The organism is Streptomyces desertarenae (genome assembly GCF_042681365.1).
Taxonomy (GTDB): Bacteria; Actinomycetota; Actinomycetes; order Streptomycetales; family Streptomycetaceae; genus Streptomyces; species Streptomyces desertarenae.
The window spans coordinates 729,847-756,292 of the sequence record NZ_JBHUFU010000001.1 but is presented as its reverse complement, the minus strand read 5'-3'; the positions used below and the strand labels follow the sequence as shown (position 1 = coordinate 756,292).

Annotated in this window: 24 protein-coding genes and 1 riboswitch; of the genes, 11 read left to right on the top strand and 13 right to left on the bottom strand. The window is 74.8% G+C overall.

Features of this window, described 5'->3' with window-relative positions:
- The first annotated feature begins 34 nt into the window (after positions 1 to 34).
- Together cdgB and ACFSJS_RS03345 are read left to right on the top strand one after the other, a co-directional pair.
- A complete protein-coding gene (cdgB, locus tag ACFSJS_RS03350) occupies positions 35 to 1,672 on the top strand; it encodes a diguanylate cyclase CdgB (RefSeq protein ID WP_380896447.1) in 1,638 nt (545 codons plus the stop codon).
- A 103-nt stretch (positions 1,673 to 1,775) separates the two neighbouring features.
- A complete protein-coding gene (locus ACFSJS_RS03345; RefSeq protein WP_380896445.1) occupies positions 1,776 to 2,738 on the top strand; it encodes a carbohydrate-binding protein in 963 nt (320 codons plus the stop codon).
- Between the two features lie 121 nt (positions 2,739 to 2,859).
- Here ACFSJS_RS03345 and ACFSJS_RS03340 read toward each other — a convergent pair whose 3' ends face one another.
- The 5 genes from ACFSJS_RS03340 to ACFSJS_RS03320 form a co-directional block, all read right to left on the bottom strand.
- The gene (locus ACFSJS_RS03340) at positions 2,860 to 3,771 is read right to left on the bottom strand and encodes a class II fructose-bisphosphate aldolase (protein ID WP_380896443.1); all 912 of its coding nucleotides are present in this window, start codon (positions 3,769 to 3,771) and stop codon (positions 2,860 to 2,862) included.
- Between the two features lie 52 nt (positions 3,772 to 3,823).
- Positions 3,824 to 4,762, bottom strand: a complete 939-nt coding sequence (locus ACFSJS_RS03335) for a 1-phosphofructokinase family hexose kinase (protein WP_380896441.1) — start codon at positions 4,760 to 4,762, stop codon at positions 3,824 to 3,826.
- Between the two features lie 162 nt (positions 4,763 to 4,924).
- The gene (gene nagA / locus ACFSJS_RS03330) at positions 4,925 to 6,124 is read right to left on the bottom strand and encodes an N-acetylglucosamine-6-phosphate deacetylase (RefSeq protein WP_380896439.1); all 1,200 of its coding nucleotides are present in this window, start codon (positions 6,122 to 6,124) and stop codon (positions 4,925 to 4,927) included.
- Entirely contained in the window at positions 6,121 to 7,023 is a 903-nt protein-coding gene (locus tag ACFSJS_RS03325; protein ID WP_380896792.1) for an ROK family protein, read from the bottom strand. Before ACFSJS_RS03325 ends, nagA begins: the two co-directional genes overlap by 4 nt.
- A gap of 265 nt (positions 7,024 to 7,288) precedes the next feature.
- Entirely contained in the window at positions 7,289 to 8,233 is a 945-nt protein-coding gene (locus ACFSJS_RS03320) for an SIS domain-containing protein (protein ID WP_380896437.1), read from the bottom strand.
- Positions 8,234 to 8,460: 227 nt separating this feature from the next.
- On the opposite strand from ACFSJS_RS03320, the gene ACFSJS_RS03315 reads away from it, so the two are divergent.
- Both ACFSJS_RS03315 and otsB read left to right on the top strand, forming a co-directional pair.
- The gene (locus ACFSJS_RS03315; protein WP_380896435.1) at positions 8,461 to 8,721 is read left to right on the top strand and encodes a DUF3263 domain-containing protein; all 261 of its coding nucleotides are present in this window, start codon (positions 8,461 to 8,463) and stop codon (positions 8,719 to 8,721) included.
- 59 nt (positions 8,722 to 8,780) lie between these two features.
- Positions 8,781 to 9,644 carry a trehalose-phosphatase gene (otsB, locus tag ACFSJS_RS03310; protein WP_380896433.1) on the top strand — a complete coding sequence of 288 codons (864 nt, stop codon included), beginning with the start codon at positions 8,781 to 8,783 and terminating at the stop codon, positions 9,642 to 9,644.
- Positions 9,645 to 9,723: 79 nt separating this feature from the next.
- On the opposite strand, the gene ACFSJS_RS03305 is transcribed toward otsB, so the two are convergent.
- Entirely contained in the window at positions 9,724 to 11,193 is a 1,470-nt protein-coding gene (locus ACFSJS_RS03305; RefSeq protein ID WP_380896431.1) for an alpha,alpha-trehalose-phosphate synthase (UDP-forming), read from the bottom strand.
- Between the two features lie 123 nt (positions 11,194 to 11,316).
- A complete protein-coding gene (locus tag ACFSJS_RS03300) occupies positions 11,317 to 12,273 on the bottom strand; it encodes a glucosyl-3-phosphoglycerate synthase (RefSeq protein WP_380896429.1) in 957 nt (318 codons plus the stop codon).
- 491 nt (positions 12,274 to 12,764) lie between these two features.
- Positions 12,765 to 12,907, top strand: a riboswitch (SAM riboswitch).
- An 18-nt stretch (positions 12,908 to 12,925) separates the two neighbouring features.
- Between ACFSJS_RS03300 and thrC the strand changes: the two genes are divergently transcribed.
- The 5 genes from thrC to ACFSJS_RS03275 all read left to right on the top strand — a co-directional run bounded on the left by thrC (position 12,926) and on the right by ACFSJS_RS03275 (position 18,965).
- Positions 12,926 to 14,206, top strand: coding sequence for a threonine synthase (gene thrC / locus ACFSJS_RS03295; protein WP_380896427.1), 1,281 nt, complete (start codon positions 12,926 to 12,928; stop codon positions 14,204 to 14,206).
- On the top strand, positions 14,203 to 14,481 hold the full coding sequence (locus ACFSJS_RS03290) for a MoaD/ThiS family protein (RefSeq protein ID WP_380896425.1): 279 nt from the start codon (positions 14,203 to 14,205) through the stop codon (positions 14,479 to 14,481). The genes thrC and ACFSJS_RS03290 overlap by 4 nt, the downstream gene beginning before the upstream one ends.
- Before the next feature lie 518 nt (positions 14,482 to 14,999).
- A complete protein-coding gene (locus tag ACFSJS_RS03285) occupies positions 15,000 to 15,203 on the top strand; it encodes a cold-shock protein (protein ID WP_004986573.1) in 204 nt (67 codons plus the stop codon).
- A gap of 374 nt (positions 15,204 to 15,577) precedes the next feature.
- The gene (groL, locus tag ACFSJS_RS03280) at positions 15,578 to 17,206 is read left to right on the top strand and encodes a chaperonin GroEL (protein WP_380896423.1); all 1,629 of its coding nucleotides are present in this window, start codon (positions 15,578 to 15,580) and stop codon (positions 17,204 to 17,206) included.
- 277 nt (positions 17,207 to 17,483) lie between these two features.
- Entirely contained in the window at positions 17,484 to 18,965 is a 1,482-nt protein-coding gene (locus ACFSJS_RS03275; RefSeq protein ID WP_380896421.1) for an alanine/glycine:cation symporter family protein, read from the top strand.
- Positions 18,966 to 19,105: 140 nt separating this feature from the next.
- Here ACFSJS_RS03275 and murQ read toward each other — a convergent pair whose 3' ends face one another.
- Together murQ and ACFSJS_RS03265 are read right to left on the bottom strand one after the other, a co-directional pair.
- Entirely contained in the window at positions 19,106 to 20,095 is a 990-nt protein-coding gene (gene murQ / locus ACFSJS_RS03270) for an N-acetylmuramic acid 6-phosphate etherase (protein ID WP_380896419.1), read from the bottom strand.
- Between the two features lie 195 nt (positions 20,096 to 20,290).
- Positions 20,291 to 21,190 (bottom strand): MurR/RpiR family transcriptional regulator, encoded by a 900-nt coding sequence (locus ACFSJS_RS03265; RefSeq protein ID WP_380896790.1) that lies wholly within the window; start codon positions 21,188 to 21,190, stop codon positions 20,291 to 20,293.
- A gap of 152 nt (positions 21,191 to 21,342) precedes the next feature.
- On the opposite strand from ACFSJS_RS03265, the gene ACFSJS_RS03260 reads away from it, so the two are divergent.
- Both ACFSJS_RS03260 and ACFSJS_RS03255 read left to right on the top strand, forming a co-directional pair.
- Positions 21,343 to 21,747 carry a hypothetical protein gene (locus tag ACFSJS_RS03260; RefSeq protein ID WP_380896417.1) on the top strand — a complete coding sequence of 135 codons (405 nt, stop codon included), beginning with the start codon at positions 21,343 to 21,345 and terminating at the stop codon, positions 21,745 to 21,747.
- Positions 21,744 to 22,064: a DUF4031 domain-containing protein gene (locus ACFSJS_RS03255; protein WP_380896415.1), complete on the top strand. Its 321-nt coding sequence runs from the start codon at positions 21,744 to 21,746 to the stop codon at positions 22,062 to 22,064. The genes ACFSJS_RS03260 and ACFSJS_RS03255 overlap by 4 nt, the downstream gene beginning before the upstream one ends.
- Here ACFSJS_RS03255 and ACFSJS_RS03250 read toward each other — a convergent pair.
- The 4 genes from ACFSJS_RS03250 to ACFSJS_RS03235 form a co-directional block, all read right to left on the bottom strand.
- On the bottom strand, positions 22,051 to 23,361 hold the full coding sequence (locus tag ACFSJS_RS03250; protein WP_380896788.1) for a SpoIIE family protein phosphatase: 1,311 nt from the start codon (positions 23,359 to 23,361) through the stop codon (positions 22,051 to 22,053). The two genes, ACFSJS_RS03255 and ACFSJS_RS03250, sit on opposite strands and share 14 nt — an antisense overlap.
- Complete coding sequence (locus ACFSJS_RS03245) at positions 23,361 to 24,161, bottom strand: alpha/beta fold hydrolase (protein ID WP_380896413.1); 801 nt, start codon at positions 24,159 to 24,161, stop codon at positions 23,361 to 23,363. Before ACFSJS_RS03245 ends, ACFSJS_RS03250 begins: the two co-directional genes overlap by 1 nt.
- Before the next feature lie 147 nt (positions 24,162 to 24,308).
- Complete coding sequence (locus ACFSJS_RS03240) at positions 24,309 to 25,535, bottom strand: Cmx/CmrA family chloramphenicol efflux MFS transporter (protein ID WP_380896411.1); 1,227 nt, start codon at positions 25,533 to 25,535, stop codon at positions 24,309 to 24,311.
- 192 nt (positions 25,536 to 25,727) lie between these two features.
- Positions 25,728 to 26,414 (bottom strand): HD domain-containing protein, encoded by a 687-nt coding sequence (locus ACFSJS_RS03235; RefSeq protein ID WP_380896409.1) that lies wholly within the window; start codon positions 26,412 to 26,414, stop codon positions 25,728 to 25,730.
- Between the last annotated feature and the right edge of the window lie 32 nt (positions 26,415 to 26,446).

The window sequence follows — 26,446 nt, the reverse complement described above, 5'->3', positions numbered from 1 at the left end:
GGAGTTGCTCGTTCGAGTCTCAGGGGGAGGGCGGATGGAAGCCGAGTCGGAGCCTTACGTGCGCCTCGCCACCCTGCGCAAGCTCCACCAGTCCATGGCGGAGCTGAACACCGCCCGCAGTCTGGCCGACACCCTGCAGACCGTCGCCGACGGCATCGTCAAGGGCATGGACTTCGAGCTGGCCGCGGTCAACCTCGTCAAGCCCGACGGAGACCTCGTGGTGGCCGCCGTCGCAGGCAGCGAGGGCGCCGAGGCCATGATGGCGGGCCGCACGGGCTCCCGGGCGGCCTGGGAGCGCAGGCTGGCGATGGGGGAGCGCTGGGGGGAGCTGCGCTTCATCCCGTACACCGAGGCGTGGGTCCTGCTCGACGACGACGTGCCGCAGTGGCACACCGCCGGGCCGGCGCCGCGGTACGCCGACGAGTGGCACCCGATGGACCTCCTCCTGGCGCCGATGTACTCCTCCGACGGGGACCTGCTGGGTGTGATCTCCGTCGACAAGCCGCGCAACGGACGGCGCCCGGGTGCATGGGGGCGCGAAGCGCTCCAGATGTACGCCTTCCAGGCCGGCATCGCGATCAGCAACGCGCGTTTGCGGGCGAACATGCAACGCGCGCTGGTCCGGCTGGAACGGGAGCAGCACGCGCTGCGGGCGAGCGAGGAGAGCTTCCGGCAGGCCTTCGAGTACGCGCCCAGCGGCATGGCGATCACCGAGCTGGGCGGCGACCAGAACGGCCGGCTGGTGCGCACCAACGACGCGCTGTGCCGGCTGCTGGACCGCCCGGCGTCGGCGCTGCGGCGCTACAGCTTCTCCGACCTCGTCCACCCCGAGGACCTGGCCACCCTGCTGCGCACCTCCGCCGAGGGCGGACGGGCCGAGCTGCGGCTGGCCCGGCGGGACGGCTCCTACGTCTGGGTCTCCCTGCGCAACTCCGTGGTGGCCGACGCCACCGACGGCCCCCGCTTCCTGCTCACCCACGTCGAGGACATCGAGGAGCGCAAGCGGCACGAGCTCCAGCTCGCCCACCGCGCCAGCCACGACTCCCTCACCGGCCTGCCCAACAGCGCCGAACTGCGCGCCCGGCTCAGCGCCCGGCTGTGCGACAAGCCCGCGCCGGCACCCGACGCGGCGCAGATGGGGCCGGGCGTGGGCGCCGGATCCGGCTCCGGCTTCGACCCGGACTTCGGGGACGGCTTCCCCGAGCCGCCCGGCGGCTACGACCCCTACGACCACCACGTGCACGTCGTCCCGCCGTCGGGCGACGGCGCCTCGGACAAGGGGCTGGCGGTCCTCTTCTGCGACCTGGACGGTTTCAAGTCGATCAACGACCGCTTCGGCCACCACTGCGGGGACGCCGTGCTGATCGAGGTCGCGCGCCGGCTGTCGAGTGGCGTTCGCGACAACGACACCGTCGCGCGTCTGGGTGGTGACGAGTTCGTTGTACTCGCGGACGGACTGGGCCGGGAGGATGCCGCTGACCTGGCCGTACGCCTGCGCAACGCGATTCTTCCGCCCATTCGGGTGGAGGGCCGCGCGGTGCGGGTAGGGGCCAGCTTCGGTATCGGCTGGGCCGGGTGCGGGATGACGGCGGAAGAGGTGCTGCACTCCGCTGACCAGCGGATGTACATCGAGAAGAGGGCGCGTTCGAAGGCCCACCGCCGGGCCGGGTGAGATTCCTCGCCCGCCGCGGCCGGAGGGTCAAGGGCGCCACGACCTTTACCCCGAAAGGGGTAGGCTGCGCCGGGCAGGCACCTGTAATGGAGGAGCGCACGGAATGACCGCCGGTAACAACGGCTCGGGCACGCCGGAGAACGACGACCCGTTCGCCTACCTCTACCGCTCCGAGGGCGGTACGGGCGGTGGCGCGGGCGGCGCGGCGCCACAACAGCCCGGCGTTCCCCGTACCTCGTACAACCAGGTCCGCGCGGTGGGGCAGCGCCGGTACGGCGCCCAGGGGACGCAGCAGGCCCCCCACCAGGCGGCCGGCCAGCAGCAGCCGAGCGCGCACTACGCGGCCCCCGAGACCGTCCCCGGCGGCCGGGCCGCCGCGCGCCGCGACGCCGCCGGCGCTCCGGGCGGACCCGGTGGGCGGGGACGCGGGGGACGCAACCACAACGGACTGCTGGTCGGTGCCATCGCGGTCGTCGCGGCCGTGATCCTCGGCGTGGGCGCCGCGATCGTCTTCAGCGACGGCGACGACACCGGGAACGACCGGGCGGGCGCCACTCCGGCCCCCACCGCCGGGGCCACCGAGGACGCGGCCGGGGGCAGGGACGAGGGCGCCGACGGCGCCACCGAGGTCCCGGCCTCCCTGCCCGAGGAGGACGCCGCCAGCCTCCGCCTGGAGGGCGCCGCGAACGCGGCCGGCGACATCAAGGGCTCCCGGGCCAAGAGCGGTTCCTACGTCGGGGGCCTGGACCAGCCCGGCTCCGCGGTGAACTGGACCTTCGAGGTCCCCGAGGACGGCAAGTACACGCTGTTCGTCGGCTACGGCGTGCCCGGCAAGGACGCCGATGCCACGCTCACGGTCAACGGCGAGCCCCGCCAGCAGGCCCTCAACATGAAGAACTTCGCCGGGGCCGAGGAAGGCGCCTGGGAGAAGGGCTGGACGCGCACCTTCGCCTGGGTCGACCTGAAGAAGGGCGCCAACACCGTCAGGATCTCCTGCGAGCAGGGGAACCAGTGCGGCTTCGTCATCGACCAGGTGTGGCTGAAGGAAGGCCACGTCAACAGGTGACGCGGAACGGAGGGCGGGGGCGCGGACGGATCCGGTCCGCGCCCCCGTCGTCTTTCTGCCGCGCCGTCCCCGCCGTCCCCGCCGTCCGCGCCGTCCCTGCCGGGAGCCGCGGGGGCGGGGATCAGGGGGAGACGGCCCCGGCCGGCACGGCTCCGGCGGGGCCGCCCGCCGGGGAGACCGTCCGCAGGAAGGACGCCACCGTCTCCGCCATGGCCTCGCGCGCCGGCGCCAGGTACCTGCGCGGGTCGACGACCCGGGGCTCCCGCTCCAGGAAGGCGCGGACGGCGCCGGTGAGGGCGGCGTTCAGCGCCGTCCCCACATTGATCTTGACCATGCCGGAGGCGACCGCCCGCCGCAGCTCGCCGTCCGGCACCCCGGACGAGCCGTGCAGCACCAGCGGCACGGGGACGGCCCGGCGCAGTTCGCCGATGAGGCCGTGGTCGAGGGCGGCGGTCCGCTCGGTCATCGCGTGGGAGCTGCCCACCGCGACGGCGAGCGCGTCCACGCCCGTGGCGGCGACGTACTCCCGCGCCTCCTCGGGATCGGTGCGCGCCCCGGGGGCGTGCGCGTCGAGCGGGCCGCGCCCGGGGGACGGGTCGCCGGGCTTGCCGCCGACCCGTCCCAGCTCGGCCTCCACCCACATCCCGTGCGCGTGGCCGAAGCGCACGGCCTCGGCGGTCGCCGCGACGTTCTCGGCGTAGGGCAGCTTCGAGGCGTCGAACATCACCGAGCCGAAGCCCGCGCCGGGGGCGGCGCGCAGCAGCTCGGGACTCTCCACGTGGTCCAGGTGCAGGGCCAGCGGCGCGCTGGAGGCGCGGGCCACGGCCGCCGCCGCGGCGGCCACCGGACCGAGCCGGCCGCCGTGGAACCGCACGGCGTTCTCGGAGACCTGGAGGACCGCGGCGGCACCCGCGGCCTCCGCGCCGGCGGCGACGGCCTCGGCGTGCTCCAGGGTGATCACGTTGAACGCCGCGACGCCGTGCCCGGCCGCGTGCGCCCGCGCGACGAGTTCCCCGGTCCCCACCAGTGGCATGCCGACTGCTCCCTCGCACTCGCTCTCCCGGCGGCCCGCGCCGCCCGCGGCCTCAGGCCGCCACCAGCTGCGCGGTGACCTTCGTCCCGGGCAGCAGTTCCTCGTAGACGGCCCGGTCGAACTCGCCCGCCGCCGGGGCCCGTACCGTCGCCGCCGACAGGGCGGCGGCGCGGGCCAGGCGGTCCGGCCAGGGCAGCCCCTCGACGAGTCCGGCCAGCAGCGCGGCCACCACCGAGTCGCCCGCTCCGGTGGGGTTCCCCGCCAGCCGCCGGGGCGGCTCGGCGCGCCAGGAGCCGTCCGGGGTGAGCGCCAGCAGTCCGTCGGCGCCCAGCGAGGCCACCACCGCGTGCGCCCCGCGCCGCCGCACCTGCTCCGCGGCCCGCAGCGGTTCGGTGGTGCCCGTTATGGCGGCCAGTTCGCCGGCGTTGGGCTTGACCGCGTCCGGACGGGCGGCGAGGCCGCGCACCAGCGGCTCCCCGCTGGTGTCCAGCAGCACCGGCACCCCGGCGGCGCGCGCGGCGCGCACCAGCGTCCCGTACGCCCCGACGGGTACGCCGGGCGGCAGGCTGCCGCAGAGCGCGACGGCGGTGGCGTCGTGCAGGAGCCCGTCGTAGGTCTCCAGGAAGCGGTCCCACTCGGCGGGGGTGATCTGCGGTCCCGGCTCGTTGAACCGGGTGGCGTCGCCGGCGGCCTCGTCCACGACGCCGACGGTGCGGCGGGTGTTCCCGGCGACGGGCACGAGCGCGTCCCCGACCGGGCCCTCCTCCGTCACCTCCGCCAGCAGCGTCCGCAGCCGCTCGCCCGACGGTCCGCCGGCGAAACCGGTCACCAGGGTCTCGTGGCCCAGCGCCGCCAGCACCCGGGACACGTTCAGGCCCTTGCCGCCCGGCCGCTCGACGACCTCCCGCACCCGGTGGGAGGAGCGGGGCTCCAGCCGGGGCACGCGGTAGGTGATGTCCAGCGCCGCGTTGAGCGTGACGGTCAGGATCATCCGGTCTCTCCACCTCCCGACGGCGGCACGTGAACATCCGGGGTACCTACTGTGGCGTAGGCGGGGCGGCCGCGCGAGCGATCATGCCAAAGCGGGGGGCGGCGGGCCCAGTGGTTCGGGCGGGCTGCCCCCGCTCGATGTGCGAACGAGACCGGAACGAGATCAGGCCGTCCCGGACCGTCCGGGCGAGGCGGGCGCTCCGGCGGCCGGGGGAGCGACCACCCACTCGCCCTTGCGCATCACGCCCGCCACCCGGTAGTCGCCGTCCAGCACCACCAGGTCCGCGTCCTTGCCCGGCTCGATGCTCCCGACCCGGTCGGCGAGCCCCAGCATCCGCGCCGGGGTGGCCGTCAGGGCCCGCACCGCGTCCGCCACCGGCAGTCCGTCCACCGTCACCGCGCGCCGCAGCGCGGTGTCCAGGGTGAGCGTGGAGCCCGCGATCGAGCCGCCCTCCACCAGCCGGGCGACCCCGTCGGTGACCCGCACCTGGAGCGGACCGAGCGGGTAGACGCCGTCGCCCATCCCGGCCGCGCCCATGGCGTCGGTGACGAACGCGACCCGGTCCGCGCCCGCGCGGGCGAAGGCCAGCTCCAGGACGGCCGGGTGCAGATGGGTGCCGTCGTTGATCAGCTCGACGGTGACCCGCTCGTCCTCCAGCAGCGCGGCCACCGGGCCGGGCGTGCGGTGCAGCAGCGTGGGCATCGCGTTGAACAGGTGCGTGGCGACCGTCGCGCCCGCCTCCACCGCCTCGACCGCCGCCTCGTAGCCGGCGTCGGTGTGGCCGACGGCCGCGATCACCCCGCTGTCGGCGAGCATCCGCACCGACTCCAGGCCGCCGGGCAGCTCGGGCGCCAGCGTCACCATCCGCGCCGTGCCGCGCGCCGCCTCCACCAGCTTGCGCACGTCGGCCGGGTCCGGGTCGCGCAGCAGGGCCGGGTCGTGGGCGCCGCAGCGGTTGCGGGAGATGAACGGCCCCTCGAAGTGGACGCCCGCGAGGTCGCCCTGCTCCACCAGCTCCGACAGCACGGCCGCCTGCCGGGCCAGGTCGTCCAGGTGGCCGGTCACGGTGGAGGCGACCATCGTGGTGGTGCCGTGCGCCCGGTGGGTGGCGACGACCTCCAGCGCCTCCTCGGCCGAGCCGGCGGAGAAGGACGCACCGCCGCCGCCGTGGACGTGCATGTCGACGAAGCCGGGCACGAGCCAGTGGCCCGACAGGTCGAGCGTGCTCGCCTCGCCGGGGGCGTCCTCGGCGATCCGGCCGCCCTCGACGGTCACCCGCCCTCCCTCGGCCACGCCGTCCGGCAGTACCACCCTGGCACCGGTCAGCACTGCGCGCCGTGTGGGCTGTGTGGTCGGCGTCATCGGCTCGAAACCTCCGCGGAGAGTAGGTCCCAGGCGAGGAGTCCCGCGCCCAGGCACCCGGCGGCGTCCCCCAGGGCCGCCGGAACGATGGTGGGGAACTGCTGGAAGGTGAGCCTGGCGCGCACGGCCTCGCGCAGCGGCGCGAGGAGCGTCTCGCCCGCCTCGGCGAGCCCGCCGCCGACGATCAGCACCCGGGGATCCAGCAGGGTGACGGCGGTGACCAGGCCCTCGGCGAGCGCGTCGAGGGCGTCGCTCCAGACGGCGAGCGCCCGCGGGTCGCCGGCCTCGACGGCCCCGGCCGCGTCGGCCGCCGTCGCCTCCGGGTCGCCGCACGCGGCGGCCCAGGCCCGGCCGACGGCGGCGGCGGAGGCGTACAGCTCCAGGCAGCCGCGCCGTCCGCAGCGGCACTCGGAGCCGCCGGGGCGCACGGTGACGTGCCCGATCTCGCCGGCGCCGCCGTGGGCGCCGGGCTCCACCCGGCCGTCGATGCCGATGGCCCCGGCGATGCCGGTGCCCAGCGCCACGAACAGGAAGCGGTCCGTGCCCGCGCCCGCCCCGATGCGGCCCTCGGCGAGCCCGCCGGTGCGCACGTCGTGGCCCAGGGCGACGGGGGTGGCGGGCGCGTCCAGCCGCTTGACGAGCAGGTCGCGCAGGGGGACGTCCCGCCAGCCGAGGTTGGCCGAGTAGACCGCCGTGCCCGTCGCGCCGTCGACGATCCCGGGAACGGCGACGCCCACCGCGGCGGGCTCGGCGCCGTACCGCCGCAGGCCCGTCTCGCGCAGGTCGGCGGCGAAGGAGAGGACGTTGTCCACGACCGCCTCCGGCCCGCCCTCCCGCCCGGTGGGGCGGCGCGCCTCGTGGAGCAGCGCGCGGTCGGCGCCCATGAGGGCGGCCTTCATGCCGGTGCCGCCCACGTCGAGGGCGATGACGTACGGGGTGTCGTTCAGCCGAGGAGTCACGGGGACAGTCTCCCGTGACTGCCGGGAAAGGTCTAGTCCACTCTTCGGGTGGCCTCCCGCCCGGCCCCCGGCCCCGGTCCGCATCCGCCGCGCGGTCCGCCCCCGGTCGAGCGGCCGCAGGGGCGCGGACGCCTCCGGTCCGGCGCTTCCGGTCCGCGGAGCGCCGCACGCGGGGGCGGGTCGCCGGCGCCGGGCGGCGTCCGCGTCAGCCCAGGATCACGCTGCGCGTGAGGTTGCGGGGGCGGTCCGGGTCGGCGCCGCGGGACTCGGCCAGGGCGACGGCCAGGCGCTGGACGCGGACCAGGTCGGCCATCGGGTCCAGGGCGCCCTCGCCCGTGGCGGCGCAGTCGGACTCGGCCAGCAGGGTGCCGCCCGTCCGCTCCACGTCGCCCGCCAGCCCCTTCGGCAGGGAGCCCAGCAGCCAGGCCACCCGGCCGGGCCCGGTGACGGCGATGGGGCCGTGGCGGTACTCCATCGCCGGGTACGCCTCCGTCCAGGCGCCGGCCGCCTCGCGCATCTTCAGGGCCGCCTCCAGCGCCAGCCCGTACGTCCAGCCGCGCCCCAGGAACGTCCACTGCTCCGCGGCCAGCGCCGCCTCCGGCAGCGGCTGGACGACGGCCCGCTCGGCGTCGACGGCCGCCCGCGCCACCGTCTTGACCCCGGCCGGGAGGCCGCCGTGCCGCTCCAGCCCGGCGCGCAGCAGCGCCAGGGCTGAGGTGGCGAAGCGGGTCTGGACGACCGACTCCTCGTCCGCCCACTCCAGGACAGCCGTGCGGTCGGCCGCGCCCACGACGGGGGTGTCCGGGTCGGCGGTCAGGGCGGTGGTCGGGACGCGGCCCGCCACCTCGCCCAGCAGGTGGAGCACCTCGGAGGTGGTGCCGGAGCGGGTGACGGCCACCACCCGGTCGTAGGAGCGCCCGACGGGGAACTCCGAGGCGGCGAAGGCGTCCGTCTCGCCCTGCCCGGCCGCCTCACGCAGCGCCGCGTAGGACCGGGCCACGAACCAGGAGGTGCCGCAGCCGGTCACCGCCACCCGCTCGCCCGGGTGCGGCAGCGCCCCGGAGGCGTCCTCCGCGGCCTCGGCCGCCTTCCGCCAGCAGGCGGGCTGGGTGGCGATCTCGGCGGCGGTGCGGGACTGCTCGGCGGCCATGCGGGCTCCTCGGTGCGGGGGCGGCGTGCGATCGGCAGTGCACCCCCGGCCGGGGGGTACACGCCTGTGGATAGCAGCCCTGACCTGCGGAGAGAAGGAACGTTGCCGAAGAGATACCCGATGTGGTCCAGACCGCCGGGAGGGTCGGGTGCCGTGGCCGCGGACCGGGACGCGGTTCGGGACGCGGCTCGGGATGCGGTGTCCGAGAGCGGCAGTAGGTTGGAGGAGTGAGCACCGGTGGCGAGCAGCCGTACGAGGGCGGCGGCCTGTCCGAGGAGGACGAGGCCGTACTCGCCATCGAGCGGCGCGGCTGGCCCGGTCCGGGAGCCAAGGAGCGGGCGATACGCGAGCGGCTGGGCATGTCCCCGACCCGCTACTACCAGGTGCTCAACGCCCTGCTGGACGATCCGCGCGCCCTCGCCCGCGATCCGGTCACCGTCAACCGGCTGCGCCGCCGCCGGGACGCGCAGCGCGGCCGGCGCAGGTAGGCCGAAGGCGCCGGGGACGGCCGGGGACGGGGTGCCCGGAGCCGGGTAGTGTGCCGGACATGGGCAGCCACTCCTCTCACCCCCTTCCCGGACAGCTCCCCGAACCCGCCACCCCCGCCGGGCGCGACGGTCTCGCCGCACTGCTGGCCGACCCCGGGCGGGCCGTGGTGGCCCTCGACTTCGACGGGACGATCGCCCCGATCGTCCCCGACCCCGACCGGGCCCGCGCGCACCCCGGCGCGGTGCCCGTCCTCGCCCGGCTGGCGCCGCTGCTGCGGGCCGTGGTGATCGTCACCGGCCGTCCGGCCGAGGTCGCGGCGCGCTACGGCGGCTTCGCCGGGGCGCCGGGCCTGGAGCGCCTGGTGGTGCTCGGCGCCTACGGCGCGGAGCGCTGGGACGCCGCCACGGGCGAGACGCGCACCCCGCCGCCCCACCCCGGGGTGGAGGCGGTGCGGGAGGAGCTGCCGGGGCTGCTGGAGGGGGCGGGCGCCCCGGAGGGCACCTGGATCGAGGACAAGGGCCGGGCCGTCGCCGTCCACACCCGGCGCGCCGCCGATCCGCAGGGCGCCTTCGAGTTGCTGCGCGCCCCCCTGGAGGAGCTGGCCGCGCGGCACGGGCTGGCCGTCGAGCCCGGTCGCCTCGTCCTGGAGCTGCGGCCCCCGGGCATGGACAAGGGCGTCGCCCTGACGGACTTCCTCCGCGAGACGGACGCCGGGTCGGTGCTCTACGGCGGCGACGACCTGGGCGACCTCGCCGCCTACGACGCGGTGGACCGGCTGCGCGGCGGAGGGCTGCCGGGGCTGCTGGTGTGCAGCGGCAGCGAGGAGGTCACCGCCCTGGCCGAACGGGCCGACCTCGTCGTGGACGGCCCGGCCGGGGTCGTCGCGCTGCTGGGCGCGGTGGCGGACGCCCTGGCGGGCTGACGGACCGGACGGCGCCCGGCCGGGCGCGCAGGGCACGGCCCGTGCCCGCCGCGCCCGGCTCCGGTCGGCCGCGCAGGGCTCAGCCGCGCAGGGCGTCGAGCTGGTCGGTGAACCAGGCCGTGGGCGGCAGGGCGGTCGCCGCCGCGGCGAGCCGCTCGGTGCGCTCGGCGCGTTCGCCCGCCTCCATCGTCAGCGCCCGGTGCAGGGCGTCGGCGGTGGCGCCGATGTCGTAGGGGTTGACGGTGATCGCGTCCTCGGCCAGTTCGGCGAAGGCCCCGGCCTCACGGGAGAGCACCAGCGCGCAGCCCCCGTCGGAGACCACCGGGACCTCCTTGGCGACCAGGTTCATGCCGTCCCGGATCGGGTTGACCAGGGCGACGTCGGCCAGCCGGTACGCGGCGAGGGAGCGCGCGAAGTCGTCCTTGACGTGCAGGACGACCGGGGTCCACTCCGCCGTGCCGTACTCCGCGTTGATCGCGTCGGCGACCCGGGAGACCTCGGCGGTGTAGTCGCGGTAGACGGCCAGGTCCTGCCGGGAGGGGTAGGCGAAGGCGACGTGCACGACGCGGTCGCGCCACTCGGGGCGCTCCTCCAGCAGCCGCCGGTAGGCGTGCAGGCCGCGCACGATGTTCTTGGACAGCTCGGTGCGGTCCACCCGGACGATCGCCTTGCGCGGCGCGCCGTCCGGGGCGCGGCCGATCTGCTCGCGCAGGGCCGCCATCCGCTCGTCCACGTCCGGCCGGCGGGAGCGCTCGCGCAGGAAGCCGGCGTCGGCGCCCAGCCCGTGGACGCCTATCCGCGTCCGGCGTCCCTCGTGCGTGACGACCATCTCGCCGTCCTCGCCCACGGCGACCTCCGCGCCCAGCAGCCTCACGCAGCAGTCGGTGAAGGCGTTGGCCCAGCGCTGGGTGAGGAAGGCGGCGCGGTCGGCGCCGAGGACGCCGCGCAGCACCTGGGCGGCGATCCCGCCGTCGGGGTCGTCCGGCAGCATCCGGAAGTAGTCCGCCGGCGCCCAGGGGGTGTGGGAGAAGTGGCCGATGCGCAGGTCGGGCCGGCGCTCGCGGAGCATCCCGGGGACGAGGGTGAGGTGGTAGTCCTGCACCAGGACGGCCGCGCCCTCGGCGGCCTCCTCGGCGAGGGCGTCGGCGAAGGCCGCGTTGTACGCCTCGTAGGAGCGCCACTGCCGCTCGAACGCGGTGTCGAAGGCGGGCTCCAGCGGGGTCTGGTAGAGCATGTGGTGGACGAACCACAGCACGGAGTTGGCGATGCCGTTGTAGGCGTCGGAGAAGACCTCCGCCGGGATGTCCAGCATCCGCACCGTCTGGCCGCCGGTGTCGGACGGGTCCAGGGCGCCCCGCGTGCGCCGCACCGCCTCGCGGTCGCCGTCGCCCAGCGCCGCGCAGACCCACATCGCGTCGCCCTTGACCGCCGACAGCCCGGAGACCAGCCCTCCGCCGCCGCGTTTGGCCGTCAGCGAGCCGTCCTCCCCGACGGAGTAGGAGACGGGCCCGCGATTGGACGCGACGAGTACCTGGTGCCGAGTGACCATGCTCGGAACCTAGCCGCTGTCCGGACCGTGCAAACGTGCGGTTCCCGTCACACCCGGCCGCGGCCGGCCCCGCGGCCGGCGCAGGCCGCCACCGGCCGCCCCGGCCGCGGAGCCGCGCGGCGCTCAGGCCGCGCGGCGGCTGGTGTACTCCGGGACCGTGCGCATCGGCGGGCGCTCCTCGGTGTCCACCGGATGGGAGTGCGGTGTGAAGCCCCCTTCCGGCGAGCGGTCGAACTGCGTCAGCACCGGGCGTACCAGGCCCCCGCGCGCCTGCCGGGCGTGGGCGGTGCGCTGGATGGCGGCGGCCATCCGGCCCAGCGCCAGCCCGTCCTGGTTGCGGTGCCTGCGCACCCCGACGTCGACCTGGGCGAGCGCGTCCAGCCCGACGGTGTGCAGCGCGTCGATCAACAGGCCCAGCTCGACGCCGTAGCCGACGGGGAAGCTGAGCCGCTCCAGCAGGGAGCGGCGGGCCGCGTACTCGCCGCCCAGCGGCTGGACGAAGCCCGCCAGCTGCGGCCAGTACAGGTTGAGCAGGGGACGGGCCACCAGCTCGGTGACCCGGCCGCCGCCGACGTTGCTGTCGCCGAAGGCGCGGTCGTACATCGCCTTGACCATCGCCAGCGGCGGATCGGTCAGCAGCGGGCCGACGATCCCCGAGACGAACGTGGAGTCGAAGTCCCGCAGGTCCGCGTCGACGAAGCAGACGATCTCACCGCTGGTGGCCAGCAGCGAGCGCCACAGCACCTCGCCCTTGCCGGGCACGGTGGGCACCCGCGGCAGCAGCTCGTCGCGGTGCACCACCTTGGCGCCCGCGGCGGCCGCGACCTCCGAGGTGCGGTCCGTGGAGCCGGAGTCCACCACGACCAGTTCGTCGACCAGGGGCACGTCCTCGGTCATCAGGTCGCGGCGGATGGCGGCGACGATGTCACCGACCGTCGCCTCCTCGTTCAGCGCCGGAAGCACCACGCTCACGCTGCCCGCCGGTCCCGCCGCCCGCTTCGCGGCCAGCAGCCGGGGCAGCGGACGGTCGGCAGCGCTCCATGAGCGTCGCTCCAGCCAGTGGTCGACCTCATCCAGCACGTGCGCCTCCTGTCCTCGGCATCCTGGTCGGTTCCGCCGGTCCCAGGCATTCTGCGGGACCGGGATTTCCCGGATGTTCCCGGAGTGTTCTCGGCGTCGGTCGCGTCGGTCGCGTCGGTGGCGCGGTGACGTCCGGCGGTGCCGGTCCGCCGCCGTGCCCCCGAGACGGTTCTCCGGGCGGGTCCGCACCGTCGCGGTGTCGGATCCTGGTTGCCCGTCGGTGGCCCTTCATGCATGGTCACGGACAGGTTCTCCCGGTTCTCCCGGGGGCTTGCCCGGCGGGGCGCCGGGGCGCCCCGGAAGCGGCTCGCCGGGTGTTCCCGGGCCCTTCCGCACCCGGGGGCGGCCGGTCCGCCTCCGTCTCGCGGTTCGGACGGCCCCTGTGGCCGCCGAAGGCGTCGGTTACAGTCTTGGGCGACACACCGGTGTTCCGCATCTCGGGGGCCGGCGTGCACAAACGCCCCGGCCAGGGTATCGGCCGGGTGCCATACAGCTCATCCAGAGGGGCAGAGGGAACGGCCCGTTGAAGCCCCGGCAACCCTCCCGCCGGCACTCGTTCACAACAGTCCGAGGCCACGGTGGGGAAGGTGCCAATTCCGGCCCGCGGCGAAAGGCGCCACGGGGAAGATGAGGAGAAAGGGCCTCGCCATCCATGGCTGTGCAGACTGTTGGAAGCAGCACCGAAATCTCGCTCGGCCCCGCCGTGGCGCTCTCCTGCCGCGAGTGCGGTGAGCGTTTCCCGCTCGGGCCGGTCTTCGCCTGCGAGGCCTGCTTCGGCCCGCTGGAGATCGCGTACGACCTGCCCGGAGGCGACCCCGAGGCGCTGCGGGCGCGCATCGAGGCCGGGCCGAACAGCATCTGGCGCTACGCCCCGCTGCTGCCGGTGCCGGCCGACGTCGCGGACAAGCCCAACCTGAACCCGGGCTTCACCCGGCTGGTGAAGGCCGACAACCTCGCCCGCGAGCTGGGCGTCACCGGGCAGCTGCACGTCAAGGACGACTCCGGCAACCCCACCCACTCCTTCAAGGACCGGGTGGTGGCCATCGCCGTGGAGGCCGCCCGGGCCTTCGGCTTCACCACCCTGTCGTGCTCCTCCACCGGCAACCTGGCCGGCGCCGTCGGCGCCGCCGCGGCCCGCGCGGGCCTGCGCTCCTGCGTCTTCATCCCGCACGACCTGGAGCAGGGCAAGGTCGTGATGGCCGCGGTCTACGGCGGCGACCTGGTGGGCATCGAGGGCACCTACGACGACGTGAACCGCTTCTGCTCCGAGCTGATCGGCGATCCGCTCGGCGAGGGCTGGGGCTTCGTCAACGTCAACCTCCGCCCGTACTACGCGGAGGGCTCCAAGACCCTGGCGTACGAGATCTGCGAGCAGCTCGGCTGGCGGCTGCCGGACCAGATCGTCGTCCCGATCGCCTCCGGCTCCCAGCTCACCAAGATCGACAAGGGGCTGCGCGAGCTGGTGGCCCTGGGCCTGGTCGAGGACAGGCCGTACAAGATCTTCGGTGCCCAGGCCGAGGGCTGCTCGCCGGTGGCGCGGGCCTTCAAGGAGGGCCACGACGTGGTGCGGCCGGTGAAGCCGGACACCATCGCCAAGTCGCTGGCCATCGGCAACCCGGCCGACGGCCCCTACGTCCTGGACATCGCCCGCCGCACCGGCGGTGCCGTGGAGGACGTGAACGACGAGCAGGTCGTCGACGCGATCAAGCTGCTGGCCCGGACGGAGGGGATCTTCGCGGAGACCGCCGGCGGCGTGACCGTCGGCGTGACCAGGAAGCTGATCGAGACGGGCGCCCTGGACCCCTCCCTGACCACCGTCGTCCTCAACACCGGCGACGGCCTCAAGACCCTGGACGCGGTGGCCCCGACCACCGGACCGTCCGCGATCATCCGTCCGAACCTGGACTCCTTCCGAGAGGCTGGCCTGGCATGAGCGTCACCGTCCGTATCCCGACCATCCTGCGCGCCTACACCGGCGGGCGGGCCGAGGTGTCCGCCGAGGGCGCCACGCTCGCCGAGGTCATCGCCGATCTGGAGAAGAACCACCAGGGCATCTCCGCGCGGGTGCTGGACGACTCCGGCAAGCTGCGCCGCTTCGTGAACGTCTACGTCGACGACGACGACGTCCGCTTCGCCGACGGCCTCCAGACGGCGACGCCGGACGGCGCGGGCGTCTCGATCATTCCGGCCGTCGCGGGCGGCTGCTGACCGGCCCCTCCGCGGCCGGCCCCTCCGGGCCGGCTCCGGCCCGTACGGGCGCGCCGCGCCCACCCGCGCACGCGGCCCCGCCACCGGCGCTTCGACCAGCCGGGGGCGGGGCCGCGTGCGTGTGCGCCCCACCTGGTCCGGTCCCGTCCCCGGTGGTGAACGGAATTGGTAATTCCGGCCTCGGAAGAGCGGTAGAGTGAGCACGCCTCCCCCCGAACGTGCGCTTCAGCGCCCATGAGAACGCGACAACTTGTGCGCGAATTTGCCGCGGCAATTGTCGTGTTGGTCCGCTATGCCCGGCCCGAGTTGCCCTGCTTCGCCACCGTTCATCTGGTTATCGGCAATCCGGCGTGACCGGAATTCTCGTCGGACAGACCTGTTGCGGAGGGCGTCCGCCCAGATACATTCGGCCGCGGTCGACGCGTTCCGGCGCACACCCCCTCTCGCCGGGGGGTGACTTCTGACCCGGGTCCGCGGAGTGCGGATTCGTGCAAGGGCCAGCAATAGGGGAGTTAGGAATGGCTCAAGGCACCGTCAAGTGGTTCAACGCGGAGAAGGGCTACGGCTTCATCGCGGTCGACGGTGGGGCGGACGTGTTCGTCCACTACAGCGCGATCCAGATGGACGGCTACCGCACCCTTGAGGAAGGGCAGCGGGTCGAGTTCGAGATCTCGCAGGGCCAGAAGGGCCCGCAGGCGGACATGGTCCGCGTGACGGCCTGAAGCGCCGGGCCGCGCACGCAACGCACCACGGACGAAACAAGCACCGAGACGGCACAGGAGGGCCCGCATCCCCGGCAGGGGGTGCGGGCCCTCCCGTCTGCCTCCCGTCTGCCCTCCCGTCTGTGCGGCCGGGCGCGTGGGGCGCGCACGCCCGACGCGCTTGCACTCGCGGGGGTCGAGTGCTAATCATTGGCGTTAGCACTCTGAAGGTGAGAGTGACAGCAGCAGGACCGGTTCGGTGAGGTCCGAGAGCCCGGCGGAGCAAGGAGCCTCCGGGCTGGAGGGCCGTCCGTCGCGGGCGCCAGAGCGGTCCGGAGAAATCCAACCCCGCCCCTGGCCTTCGGCATGGGGAACCCCAGGGAGGACCACTTCACATGGCCAAGATCATCGCGTTCGACGAGGAGGCGCGGCGCGGCCTCGAGCGCGGGATGAACCAGCTCGCCGACGCCGTCAAGGTCACGCTCGGCCCCAAGGGCCGCAACGTCGTCCTTGAGAAGAAGTGGGGCGCCCCCACGATCACCAACGATGGTGTCTCCATCGCCAAGGAGATCGAGCTCGAGGACCCGTACGAGAAGATCGGCGCCGAGCTGGTCAAGGAGGTCGCCAAGAAGACGGACGACGTCGCCGGTGACGGTACGACCACCGCGACCGTCCTCGCCCAGGCGCTCGTCCGCGAGGGCCTGCGCAACGTCGCCGCCGGCGCCAACCCGATGGCCCTCAAGCGCGGCATCGAGAAGGCCACCGAGGCCGTCTCCGCCGCCCTGCTGGAGCAGGCCAAGGAGGTGGAGACCAAGGAGCAGATCGCCTCGACCGCCTCCATCTCCGCCGCCGACACCCAGATCGGCGAGCTGATCGCCGAGGCGATGGACAAGGTCGGCAAGGAAGGCGTCATCACCGTCGAGGAGTCGCAGACCTTCGGCCTGGAGCTCGAGCTCACCGAGGGCATGCGCTTCGACAAGGGCTACATCTCCGCCTACTTCGCCACCGACATGGAGCGGATGGAGGCGGTCCTGGAGGACCCCTACATCCTGATCGCCAACCAGAAGATCTCCGCGGTCAAGGACCTGCTGCCGCTCCTGGAGAAGGTCATGCAGGCGGGCAAGCCGCTGCTGATCATCGCCGAGGACGTCGAGGGCGAGGCCCTGTCCACCCTGGTGGTCAACAAGATCCGCGGCACCTTCAAGTCCGTCGCCGTCAAGGCCCCGGGCTTCGGCGACCGCCGCAAGGCCATGCTGGGCGACATCGCCATCCTCACCGGCGGCCAGGTCATCTCCGAGGAGGTCGGCCTCAAGCTGGAGAACGCCGGTCTGGAGCTGCTGGGCCGCGCCCGCAAGGTCGTCATCACCAAGGACGAGACCACCATCGTCGACGGTGCCGGCGACAGCGAGCAGGTCAACGGCCGGGTCAACCAGATCCGCGCCGAGATCGAGAACTCCGACTCCGACTACGACCGCGAGAAGCTCCAGGAGCGTCTGGCGAAGCTGGCCGGCGGCGTGGCCGTCATCAAGGCCGGTGCCGCCACCGAGGTCGAGCTCAAGGAGCGCAAGCACCGCATCGAGGACGCCGTCCGCAACGCGAAGGCCGCCGTCGAGGAGGGCATCGTCGCCGGTGGTGGCGTGGCCCTGCTCCAGGCGTCCAACGTCTTCGAGAAGCTGGAGCTGGAGGGCGACGAGGCCACCGGTGCCGCCGCGGTCAAGGCCGCGCTGGAGGCCCCGCTGAAGCAGATCGCGGTCAACGCCGGCCTCGAGGGCGGCGTCATCGTGGAGAAGGTGCGCAACCTGACCCCGGGCCACGGCCTGAACGCCGCGACCGGCGACTACGTGGACATGATCGCCGAGGGCATCATCGACCCGGCCAAGGTCACCCGCTCCGCGCTGCAGAACGCCGCCTCCATCGCGGCGCTCTTCCTCACCACCGAGGCCGTCATCGCCGACAAGCCGGAGAAGGCCGCGGCCGGTGCCGACGCCGCCGCCGGTGGCATGGGCGGTGGCATGGACTTCTGATCCGCCCTGGGGACCGGGCACGCCGCCCGGTCCCCGCGAGCGGATCGGCCGTCCGGCCGTACGCGCGGTTCCCGCACACGGGCGGGGGCGGCACCCCTCGGGTGCCGCCCCCGCCCTCGCCGTTGTCCGGAATGTGAGATTCGGCACCGGAACGCCGACTGTTGCGGGCCCCGGACCGGCAGATAGCCTCCCGGAGGCCGCTCGCGGAGGTGCCCTTCCCCCGCTCGCCGCGGACGGCCCGCGCAGCCGATCCCCCCCTCCGATCCTGGACGACGCAATGAGCACGATCGACACGGTGGTCGTAGAGATCAACGACCACTTCTGGACCTATCTGCTGATTCCCCTGGTGGCCGGGGCGGGTCTGTACTTCACCCTCCGCTCCAGGGCCCTCCAGTTCCGGCTGCTCCCGGAGATGCTCCGGGTGGTGAAGGAGCGGCCCGGGAACCAGGCCGGCAGGCCCCGGCCCGTCTCCGCCTTCGGCGCCTTCACCATCTCCGCCGCCGCCCGGATCGGCACCGGCAACGTCGCCGGTGTCGCCAGCGCCATCACCGTCGGCGGGCCCGGTGCGGTCTTCTGGATGTGGGTCATGGCGGTCGTCGGCGGCGCCTCCTCCTTCGTGGAGTCCACCCTCGCCCAGCTGTACAAGGTGCGCGACCGCGGCAAGGGCGGCGAGGGCACCTACCGCGGCGGTCCCGCGTACTACATGCAGCGCGGCCTGGGCCGGCGCTGGCTCGGCGTGCTCTTCGCCGTGATCATCACCCTGACCTTCGGGCTGGTCTTCACGGCCGTGCAGTCCAACACCATCTCCACCGTCACCGCCGGGTCGCTCGGCGACGGGACCCCCGGCTGGTTCGCGCCGGTCGCGGGCGTGGCGCTGGCGGCGCTGCTGGGCCTCGCCGTGTTCGGCGGGGTGCGGCGGATCGCCTCGGTCACGCAGGTGCTCGTGCCGGTGATGGCGGTCGTGTACCTGCTGGTCGGCCTCGCCGTCGTCGTGCTCAACGTCTCCGAGGTGCCGCGCGTCATGGCCGACATCGTCGGCGGCGCCTTCGGCCTGCGCGAGGTGGTGGGCGGCGGCATCGGCGCCGCCATCCAGCAGGGCGTGCGCCGCGGCATGTTCTCCAACGAGGCCGGCCTGGGCTCCGCCCCCAACGCCGCCGCGGCGGCCGAGACCTCCCACCCGGTCAAGCAGGGCCTGGTGCAGACCCTGGGCGTCTTCTTCGACACCCTGGTGGTCTGCTCGATGACCGCCTTCATCATCCTCTCCACCAACCCCGAGCTCTCCGGCCGCCAGGGCGCCGACCTCACCCAGTCCGCGCTCCAGGAGACCCTGGGGAGCTGGGCGGGCCACCTGCTGACGGTGGTGGTCTTCATGCTCGCCTTCAGCTCCATGATCGGGAACTACTACTACGGCGAGTCCAACATCGAGTTCATCACCGGCAGGCGCTCGGTCATGCTCGGCTACCGCGGCCTGGTGCTGGCCGCCACCTTCCTGGGCGCGCTGGGCTCGGTGAGCGTGGTGTGGAACCTCGCCGACGTCACCATGGGCGCCATGGCGCTGGTCAACCTGCTGGCCATCCTGCCGCTGTCGGTGATCGCCTTCCGGCTGCTGGACGACTACCTCGCCCAGCGGCGCGACGGCCTCAACCCCGTCTTCACCCGCGACCGCCTGCCCGGTCTGACCGGGGTGGAGTGCTGGGAGCCGGCGGCCTCCGGCGCGCGCGGCGGGGAGGACGAGCCCCGGGCGACGACGACGCGCTGACCCGGACCGGCCGGGCCGGGCCCCGGCCCGGCCCCGGCTCACGGCCTCCGGCCCGCACACCCCTTCCGGTGCGGGCCGGAGGCCTCTGCGCGTCCGGGCGGGGAAGGGGCGGCCCCGTCACCGGGCGCCCTCGGCCCGGCTCAGCTCCGGGCGGCCTCCAGCGCCGCCCGCAGGTGTCCGCCCGACTCCCGCAGCAGCCGGGCGGCGGTGGGCCCGTCGACCTCGCCCAGGATGGTGAGGATGGCGTTCTTCACCTCGCCGTCGGTGTCGGCCAGCGCCGACTCGATCCGCTCGTCGCCGGCGCCCGTGGCCAGCGAGACGATCCGGCGCGAACGGGCCCGCAGCTTCTCGTTGGACGCCCGCACGTCGACCATCAGGTTCCCGTACGTCTTGCCCAGCCGGATCATGGTGATCGTCGAGATCATGTTGAGCACCAGCTTCTGGGCGGTGCCGGCCTTCAGCCGGGTGGAGCCGGTCAGCAGCTCCGGCCCGGTGACGACCTCGATGCCGTGCTCGGCGGCCGCCGCCAGCGGCGAGTTCGCGTTGCAGGACAGCCCGACCGTCAGCGCGCCCAGCCGGCGCGCGTGCTCCACCGCGCCCACGGCGTACGGGGTGCGTCCGGAGGCGGAGACGCCGACCACCACGTCGTCGGGGCCCACGCCCAGTCCGTCCAGGTCGGCGGCGGCCAGGTCGCCGCGGTCCTCGGCGCCCTCGGCGGCGCGCACCAGCGCCTCGGGGCCGCCCGCGATCACCCCCACGACCTGGGAGGGGGAGGTGTTGAACGTCGGCGGGCACTCGCTGGCGTCCAGCACGCCCAGCCGTCCCGCCGTGCCCGCCCCCGCGTAGACCAGCCGGCCGCCGCGCGCCATCCGCTCGGCGGTGGCGTCGATGGCGGCGGCGATGTTCGGGAGCTGGGCGGAGACGGCGGCCGGGACGGTGGTGTCCTCGCCGTTCATGATCCTGGCGATCTCCAGGGTGGGCAGCCGGTCGATCTCGGACAGCTCGCTGCGGAACGCCTCGGTGGTGAGGGTCTCCAGCTCGGCCCGGATCCGGTCGTAGGGGCCCTGCGGGGCGCCGTTCCGGGGGCTGCCGGGGGTTCCGTTGCCGGAGGCGGTCGGGGAGGAGGTCATCGGGGTGCGGCTCTTTCCGTTCTCGGTGGGCCGGGCGTCGGCCGGCCGTGGGCCGGGGCGGCCTCCCGTACCGGTGCCCGGAGGTGGGGGGTGGCGGGCGGTGCGTGGTGCCGCGGGACGGGCGGCGTGCTCTCGTCGTGCCGGTGGCGGGTGGTGCGCGGGGGCGCCGGTCCGGCGGGACCGGCGGCCCGGCGGTCAGCGCTGCCGGGGCGAGTGGCGGTGGGCCAGCGCCTCGTAGGACGCCGACAGGGCCGGGGCGGCCGTCTCGTAGGTGCGCTGGGCCACGCCGATGAACAGGCAGTCCACGACCAGGAGCTGGCCGGTCCGGCTGGACATGGCCGCCGGGCGCAGCTCGCTCTCGCGCGCCGTGGAGGTGGTCAGGACGTGGTCGGCGTACTGCGCTATCTCGCCGTCCGGCCGGCCGGTGACCGCCACGGTGGTGGCACCGTGGTCGAAGGCCACCCGCAGCGGCTCGATCACGTCCACCGTGCGGCCGGAGTGGGTCACCGCCACGGCGACGTCCCCGGCGCGCAGCTGCACGGCGGTGGTGACCGCCAGGTGCGGATCGGGGTGCGCGTGCGCGACCAGCCCGATGCGCAGCAGCTTCTGCACCAGATCCTGCGCGACCAGGGAGGAGGCGCCCACCCCGTAGACGTCGATCCGGCGGGCGGAGGCCATCGCGTGCACGGCCGCCTCGACCTGTCCCGGGTCGAGTCCGGCGGCGGTGTCGGCGAGGGTCTGCCGCTCGTCGTGGGCGAGCTTGGCTATGACGTCCTCGATGGGGTCGTTCACGGCGATGTCGGCGGTCACCGAGGGGGCCGCGCCGGACGCCTGCTGCGCGGCGAGCCCGGCCAGCGCCAGCCGCAGGTCCCGGTAGCCGGGGTAGCCCAGCAGGCGCGAGGTCCGCACGACGGTGGCCTCGCTGGTGCCGGTCCGCTCGGCCAGGCCGGTGACGGTGAGCTGCGCGCATCCGGCCGGATCGCCGGCGACGGCCTCGGCGACGCGCTGCATGGACCGGGTCATGGAGGGCGCCATGGTGCGCACCTTGGCGGCGAGGGCGGCGGGCCCCGGGGGGCTGGGGGTGCGGCCCGGCACGGTGCCGCGGACCGGACCGGCGAAAGTTTCCTTCAGTGTATTGGTCACGGAAGGAAGGTATTTTCAGCCGCGGAGGCCGTCAAGGGTGCCCGCGGGCCCGCCGCCGGAGGCGATCGCGGCCGGCGGGGCGCGTCTGGTCCAATGGGAGGGTCATGAGCGAGCACCCCCGTGATCCCGACGCCCCCGACGGCTCCGGCGCCCCCGGCGGCCTGGAGCGGGCCCTCCACACCGGCCGGGCCCTCGTCCTCGCCGACCTCACCGCCTGCGGCATCGCGGGGGCCGAGGTCGTCTCGCTGGTCGAGGACGCCGTCTCGCACCGGCGCTGGTGGGTCGAGCAGTGGCCCGAGGGCGTCTCCTTCGTGGCGGGCCTGATCGCCCAGGACGTCCAGGACGCGCTGCTGGACCGCCACGGCCGCTGGCCGGACTGCCCGGTGTGCCACGGTCCCGAGGAGCACGCCCTGGACGTCGAGCCCGAGCTCGGCCCGGACCCGCACTGGGTGTGCGCCAGGACGGCGACGGCGGTGGCGCCGGTCGGGGAGCTGGGGAGCGTCCGGTGACCGTCTACATCGACCCGCCGGTCTGGCCCGGCCACGGCCGGATGTGGTCGCACCTGGTCAGCGACGTCTCCCACGAGGAGCTGCACGCGTTCGCCGCCGCCCTCGGCTGCCCGCGCCGCGCCTTCGACCGCGACCACTACGACGTGCCCGAGGAGCGCTACGAGCGGGCCGTGGGGCTGGGCGCGGTCGAGGTGGGCAGCAAGGAGCTGCTGCGGCGGCTGACGGAGGCGGGGCTGCGGCGGCGCAGGCCGCCGCGCGTCCGGGCCGTCCCCCAGGCCGCGCCGGACGCGGGTGGTGCGGCGGTCACACCGTCCTGACGGTCCGCGCCGCGCCGCCGCGCGGGACGGCGGAGGACGCGCTGCCCCCGGCGGCGGCCTCGGCGCTCCCGGGGACGCCGAGGGCCAGCACGGCGGTGTCGTCCTCCAGGCCCTCGCCGAAGCCGTCCAGCAGCCGGGCGACGGCCGCGACGGCGGCCGCCGCCCCCGCCGGCGCCAGCTCGCCGGCGAAGTCCAGCAGCGCCTCCTCGCCGTAGCGGCCGCCCTGGTCGTCGGTGCGGGCCTCGGTCAGCCCGTCGGTGTAGAGCACCACGGTGTCGCCGGGGCCCAGGTGCACGGTGGTGGTGGCGAAGCGGGCTCGGGGCAGCGCGCCGACGAGCTGGCCGCCGGGGGTCGCCAGGTAGTCGGCGGTGCCGTCGGAGCGCAGCAGCAGGGCCGGGGGGTGGCCGCCGGAGGCCAGGGTCAGGGAGCAGCCCCGCTCACCGGGAGTGAGCACGCCGAAGACGACGGTGCAGTAGCGCGGGTCGCTGCCGCGGCTCTCGTGCTCCAGGACGGTGTTGAGGTTGCCCAGCACCGTGACCGGGTCGGGGTCGTAGACGCTCGCGGCGCGCAGCGTGTAGCGGGTCAGGGAGGTGACGGCCGCCGCGCCCGCGCCCTTGCCGGTCACGTCGCCCAGGAAGAGGCCCCACCGGCCGTCGGCGAGCGGGAACACGTCGTAGAAGTCGCCGCCGACCTCGTCGGCCGAGGCGGTGTGGTAGTGCGAGGCGAGCTCCGTCCCCGGCACCTCGGGCAGGGCCGGGGGCAGCAGGCTCCGCTGGAGGGTCCGGGCCAGCCGCTGGGCGTTCTCGCGCTCGCGCTCGGCCTCCCGGCGGGCGCGCAGCAGCTCGCGCTCGTAGGAGCGGCGGTCGCGGGCGTCGAAGACGGTGGTGCGGATCAGCAGGGGCCGGCCGTCGGAGGTGGTCTTGACGGTGGAGGTGACCAGCACCGGCAGCCGCGTCCCGTCGGCGGCCTTCATCTCCAGCGCGATCCCGCCGATGTGGCCCTGCATCCGCAGCAGCGGCGCGAAGTGCGTCTCGTGGTAGAGGCGGCCGCCGACGGTGAGCAGGTCGGAGAAGTACCGGCGGCCGACCAGCTCCTCGCGGGTGCGGCCGAGCCAGTTCAGCAGCGTGGTGTTGACCTTGGCTATCCTCCCGTCCATGAGGGTGGACAGGTAGCCGCAGGGGGCGTTCTCGTAGAGGTCCTCCACGCTGTCCTCCAGCAGGGCGGAGAAGGCGGCGTCGTCGCAGGCGCCGCCCCCGCCGTCCCCTCCGGGGCCCGGGCCGGGCCCCGTACTGCACATCATCGGTCCCTCGCGAAGGAGGCGATCGCCTCCGCGGTGGCCTCGGGGGCGCTCAGCTGCGGGCAGTGCCCGATGGCGTCCAGGGTCACCAGGGTGCTGCCGGCGATCCGGTCCCGGACGAAGGCGCCCACCTCGCGCGGGGCGATCGCGTCCTGGAGGCACTCGATCACCAGCGTCGGCAGGCGCACCCCCTCCAGGTCCTCGCGGTTGTCGGAGAGGAACGTGGTGTGGGCGAAGACGCGCGCCATCTCCGGGTCGGTGCGGCAGAAGCTGTTGGTCAGCTCCTCGCCCAGCTCCGGCCGGTCCGGGTTGCCCATGATCACCGGCGCCATCGCGGCCGACCAGCCCAGGTAGTTGCTGTCCAGGGACTCCAGCAGCTCCTCGATGTCCTCCCGGCTGAACCCGCCCCGGTAGTCGCCGTCGTCGATGTAGCAGGGGGAGGGGGTGAGCAGGACCAGCTTGGCGAACCGCTCCGGCTCCCGCACGGCCGCCAGCACCCCGATCATGGAGCTGACGGAGTGGCCCACGAACACCACGTCCCGCAGGTCCAGTTCGCGGCAGATCTCCAGGACGTCCTCCGCGTACCCGGCCAGCGAGGAGTAGCGCTCCGCGTCCCAGGCGGCCGGGTCCGAGCGCCCGGAGCCCACGTGGTCGAAGAGGACCACGGTGAACTCCTCGGCGAGGGTGGGCACCACCAGCCGCCACAGGTTCTGGTCGCAGCCGAAGCCGTGCGCGAGCAGGAGTACGGGGCCGCCCTCCCGGCCGGTGACGGTGATGTTGTTCCTGGTGCGCACGTCCACGTGACGCGTCCTTCCGTTCTCACCGCGCCCCTCCGGACGGAGGGGCGACCACGGACCGGTCTGCTCCGGGGCTTTGGCCCCCGAGGGTAGCGCCACCCTCGAAAAGCCAGGTGCCCGGAAAACGCCCGCGCTACCGCCCGGCCCTCCTCAGCCCTTCGCCTCGGTGACCGGCTCCTTCGCGGAGGCGCCCCCGGGGGCGCCGGCCACCACGCGGGAGGCGGCGGTGCGCCGGTGCCACCGGGCGGCCGCGACCGTCGCGCCGACGGCCGCGGCCGCCAGCAGGGCGCTGACCCAGGAGACGCCCGTGTAGCCCCAGCCCGCGGTGATCACCAGGCCGCCGACCCACGGGCCGATGGTGTTGCCCAGGTTGAACGCGGAGGTCGTCGTCGCGCCCGCCAGGGTGGGGGCGGAGCCCGCCACGTCGAACATCCGGGCGTTGATGGCCGGGGCGGTGAAGAAGGCCGTCACCCCCAGCAGCAGCGCGAGCCCGACGGCCGCCGCCGGCACGTGCGCGGTGAGCGCCAGCAGGGCCAGGACGGCGGTGGTGGCGGCCATGCCCCCGTACATCGTCCCGAACAGGTTCCGGTCGCCGGCCCGGCCGCCGGTCGCCGACCCGATCAGCGCGCCGACGCCGAACAGCGCCAGCACGGTGGGCACCCAGCCCTCGTCCAGACCGGCGGTGTCGGTGAGCAGGGGGGAGAGGTAGGAGAAGAGGCAGAAGGTGGCGGCGGCGTTGAGCGCGGTGATCACCAGGGCCAGCCACACCTGGCCGTCCCGGTAGATCCGCAGCTCGCGGCGGAGCACCGGACGGTCGTCGCCCGTGGGCGGCCCGGTGCGCGGGACGAGCGTGACCACGCCGACCAGGCCGACCGCCGCCAGGGCGGCCACCGCCCAGAACGCCGAGCGCCAGCCGGCGTGCTGCCCCAGCAGCGCCCCGGCGGGCACCCCGATGACGTTGGCGACGCTCAGGCCGCCGATCATCGTCGCCATCGCCCGCGCCTTCATGCCCGGCGGCACCAGCGACACGGCCACCGCGGCGCCCACGGCCCAGAACCCGGCGCACGCCAGCGCGCTCACCACCCGCGAGGCGAACAGCGTCCCGTACGTCGGCGCCAGTGCCCCGGCCACCTGCCCCAGCCCGAAGACGGCCAGCAGGGCGATGAGGGTGGTGCGCCGGGGCAGCCGCAGCGTCGCCGCGGCCAGCACCGGTGCCCCCACCACCATCCCGACGGCGAAGGCGGAGACCAGCAGTCCGGCCTGCGGTATGGACACGCCCAGGTCGCGGGCGAGCGGCTGGAGCAGCCCGGAGAGCATGAACTCCGAGGTGCCCAGGGAGAAGACGGACAGGCCGAGGACGTACACGGCCAGGGGCATGCGGGCGCGGGAACGCGGGGTGTGACCGCTGGCGGAGGGCGGGGTGTCGGGGTGTGGCATGCCCGGGACCAACACCGCCGGGGGGTTGCGCATTCCCGCCGGCCCGTTCGCGCGTTCCCGCCGGTCCGGCTGCGCCGGACCGCTCCCGCCGGCGGTTCGCGGTGTCCGTCCGGCGGCGCGGACGGCGTGCCCTCAGGAGGCCGGCAGCTCCAGTTCCGCGGCCAGGTTGCGGCGGGCCCTGTGCTCCCAGTGGTCGCGGCCGTAGGGGGTGCGGAACAGGGCGGGCAGGTCGAGGAGCCGGCGCAGCACGTCGGCGCGGCCGGCGCGGAAGGCGTCGTCGGGCACGAAGGCGTACTCCTCGCGGACGGCGGCGGCGTAGGCCGCGTACTCCTGCGGTGTCCCGGCCAGGACGGCGAGGTCGGCGTCGCACAGCACCTCGCCGGCGGTGTCGCCGGGGGCGGGGTCGTGGGTGGCGGTCAGGCGGACCAGCCGGGCGACCTCGGCGGCCAGTGCCGCCGGGACGCCCGCCTCGGGGAGGGCGCGCTCGGCCAGGCGCGCGCTGCGCTCCTCGTTGGTGGAGCGCTCGGGCAGGTAGACCGCGTCGTGGAACCAGGCCGCCAGGGTCGCGGCCGCCACCGCGTCCGGTCCGGTGCAGTGCGCGGAGAGCAGCCCGACGCGGTCCAGCACGGCGACCAGGTGGTCGGTGGTGTGGTAGCGGCGGTGGGGCTCGGCCCAGCGGGCGAGCAGGTCGTCGGCGTAGGCGTACGGGGACGGGACGTCGCCGGGGGAGACGTCCGGGCGGCGGACGGCCAGGAGGGTGCGGGTCCAGCGCTCGCGGAGGTCCTCGTGGGCCGGATGGCGGCTTTCGGGGGTGGACATGGCGCCAATTGTGGGGCGCTCCTTCCCACCGT